We start from the raw sequence: 2,533 nt of genomic DNA on the forward strand, positions 1-2,533 counted from the left end.
TGCTTACCATTCCCAAGGAGACTACGAAAGTGCCATATCCTTCTACCAGCAGTCTCTGGAAATCTTTCAACAAATCGGCGATCGCTCTGGCATTGCCTCTTCTTTGGGCAACTTAGGCAACGCTTACAAATCCCAAGGAGACTACGAAAGCGCCATTTCCTTCTACCAGCAGTCTCTGGAAATCCAACAACAAATCGGCGATAAGCCTGGAGAAATCAGATCTCTACAAAATTTAAGCATTGCCCACTCTCAGCTAGGACAATATCAACAAGCGATTTCCTACAATAACCAGTTATTAGAACTGCAAGGTTTGGACGCTTTACCGACTGCCCCATGGTTCAAATCCTTTATCCGCTTTGCTCAGAAAGGCTGGTTCAATTTCGCCCTCTGTTTTATTGCCGGTGTCGTGGCGTTTCCCTTTGCCCTGCTCTGGATTATTGCCCTTTTCCTCTATCGGCGGATTCGACGAACAATTAACAATTAACAATTAACAATGAACAACGAAGAGATGTCCGTGTCGTAGCCAGAAACCTTGTGCCCTCTTCCCCCTGCCCCCTTCTCCTACGGGAGAAGGGGGTTAAGTCCCTCTCGGAGTGGGAGAGGGCAAAACTTGCCCAGGTTTTCCCCAGGATACGTCGAGGTGGCGCGATCTGCCCAGGCGATCGCCACCTTTCGCCCCTCTGAAGCGCCATTATTGATCGTCGCGATCCAAATTTTCTAGGATTTCGGTCACCGTTTCCATGGGAAGACTCAAGATTTCGGCGATCGCTTCAGCAGATAAACCATAACGAGCCATCTGGGAAATCACCTCTTGTCGTGTCTCTTCTCGCCCTTCTTCTCGCCCTTCTTCTCGCCCTTCTTCTCGCCCTTCTTCTCGCCCTTCCTCTCGTCCTTCCTCTCGTCCTTCAGTTAAGGCTTCTTGGTAAACTTTGGTTTGTCGAATTTCGCTCAGTCCTAACATCACTTCAATCTCCTCCCGGCTCTTGGTGGGTAGCTTATAGACTATTATAGTCTCGATCAAATCAATCAGATTCTGTTGTACCTGTTGTTGAGTTAACTGAGATTTTGCCTGTGCAATCAGGGTTTTGGCTTTTCAGCAATTAACAATTAACAATTAACAATTATTCGGTAAAGGTGTAGAGGTTGGCTCTGGTTGGGGGAAGTCCACAGACTTCAAAGAAGAATTGGGGAAAATCTTGGAAGACTTTGTAAAAGAGGGTATCAGTTTTCATCGTTTAAGATCGCTTGAACACAGCTTTTCAACGGTTTTAGCTTAGTTTGAATAATGCTCCAGATGATTTGAGTATTGATCGAGAAATATGCATGGGCAATAATATCTCGTAGTCCAGCAATCTTTTTCCATTCCACTTGTGGATACTTAATCCGGATCGTCTCAGGAATCTGTTTAGTTGCTTCTCCAATGATGTAGAAGTTATGAATTACAGCATCTAACGTTCGTCCATCTTCGAGTAACTCATCATAGGTCATCGATCCGGTGTAACTTTCGATTTTGTCAATACTGCTGAGAATATCAGCCAGATATAAACTGAGATTACGCGACATGGATGGCTTGATTAATCACAACTTCACGGATTTGAGGCTTCAGGTCTTCTTTGATCACTAAATCGACCTTTTTGGTAAACAAATCTTCGAGAAAAAACTTTAAATCCATATAAGCATCAAACGTGATTTGTCCTTCAAATTCTACCAGAAAATCGAGGTCGCTATCTGCTCTCGCTTCGTTCCGAGCCACAGAACCAAACAAATCGAGAGATTTTACGCCCAAATGATGTAAAGTTTCCAGATGCTCTTTCAGGGTAGAAATAACCGTTTCCTGATTCATAGTTTGATGAAGTAATTGTATAATTATGATATCCTTCTGATTATAGCGATCGCACTGGAAACTAAAAACCCAGTTTCTTTTCGCTCCTTGTCGCAGCCAGAAACCGGGTTTCTGCCAGAGGTGAGGACAAGCGCCTCAAATGAGGAAGAAACCCGGTTTCTTTCGGTGGGGGGCGATATGAATGGGTGGGGGGCGATCGCGCCCTAGGATGCTACGATGCTGATGGGCCAAACTGTTCATTGCTCTGAGCTTGGAGGTTAGACATGACGATTACTAACTTGTTGCCCCAATTGCATGATTTATCGAGGCAGGATAAATTAAAGCTCATTAAGTTTCTGCTTCAGGATTTACACGAGGCAGGGAGTAGCAATAATGATGCAGTTTTGTTATCAGAGCGCGATCGCGTTTTGTTGTCTCAGGTAGTGGGAACTTGGACAGAAACCGATGAGGCCGAGTTTTTGGAAAATACTCAGGCTTTTCGGGAGGTGGATGAAAGCTTGTGGAATTAAAGCCAATTTTATTAGATACCAATGCTTATATAGCAAACCTAAATGAGTTATGTAATGGCTGCCCCTCATCCCCCTACCCCCTTCTCCCGCAGGCGCTGCCCTGCTTGCCCTGAGCGAAGTCGAAGGGAGCGAAGTCGAAGGGAGCGAAGTCGAAGGGAGAAGGGGGAAAAAGTCCCTCTCC

General features: G+C 45.3%; 6 protein-coding genes and 1 pseudogene. 2 read left to right on the plus strand and 5 right to left on the minus strand.

The genetic code is table 11. From position 1 onward, the window contains the following. A partial coding sequence (locus PMG25_RS11180; RefSeq protein ID WP_283766981.1) for a tetratricopeptide repeat protein occupies positions 1–484 on the plus strand: 484 nt, incomplete at its 5' end. 207 nt (positions 485–691) lie between these two features. On the opposite strand, the gene PMG25_RS24655 is transcribed toward PMG25_RS11180, so the two are convergent. From PMG25_RS24655 to PMG25_RS11200, 5 genes and pseudogenes are all read right to left on the minus strand, one after another. After that, a complete protein-coding gene (locus PMG25_RS24655; protein ID WP_283766986.1) occupies positions 692–964 on the minus strand; it encodes a hypothetical protein in 273 nt (90 codons plus the stop codon). Positions 965–1,015: 51 nt separating this feature from the next. Continuing rightward, positions 1,016–1,081 (minus strand): annotated as a pseudogene (locus tag PMG25_RS24440) (hypothetical protein); the annotation flags it as partial. Positions 1,082–1,121: 40 nt separating this feature from the next. After that, positions 1,122–1,232, minus strand: a complete 111-nt coding sequence (locus tag PMG25_RS11190; RefSeq protein ID WP_283766982.1) for a DUF2887 domain-containing protein — start codon at positions 1,230–1,232, stop codon at positions 1,122–1,124. Beyond that, positions 1,222–1,563 carry a HepT-like ribonuclease domain-containing protein gene (locus PMG25_RS11195; protein WP_283766983.1) on the minus strand — a complete coding sequence of 114 codons (342 nt, stop codon included), beginning with the start codon at positions 1,561–1,563 and terminating at the stop codon, positions 1,222–1,224. Before PMG25_RS11195 ends, PMG25_RS11190 begins: the two co-directional genes overlap by 11 nt. Next, positions 1,553–1,843: a nucleotidyltransferase family protein gene (locus tag PMG25_RS11200; RefSeq protein ID WP_283766984.1), complete on the minus strand. Its 291-nt coding sequence runs from the start codon at positions 1,841–1,843 to the stop codon at positions 1,553–1,555. The genes PMG25_RS11195 and PMG25_RS11200 overlap by 11 nt, the downstream gene beginning before the upstream one ends. A gap of 263 nt (positions 1,844–2,106) precedes the next feature. On the opposite strand from PMG25_RS11200, the gene PMG25_RS11205 reads away from it, so the two are divergent. Beyond that, positions 2,107–2,352: a hypothetical protein gene (locus tag PMG25_RS11205; RefSeq protein WP_283766985.1), complete on the plus strand. Its 246-nt coding sequence runs from the start codon at positions 2,107–2,109 to the stop codon at positions 2,350–2,352. The last annotated feature ends 181 nt before the right edge of the window (positions 2,353–2,533 follow it).

Source organism: Roseofilum capinflatum BLCC-M114 (assembly GCF_030068505.1).
Taxonomy (GTDB): Bacteria; Cyanobacteriota; Cyanobacteriia; order Cyanobacteriales; family Desertifilaceae; genus Roseofilum; species Roseofilum capinflatum.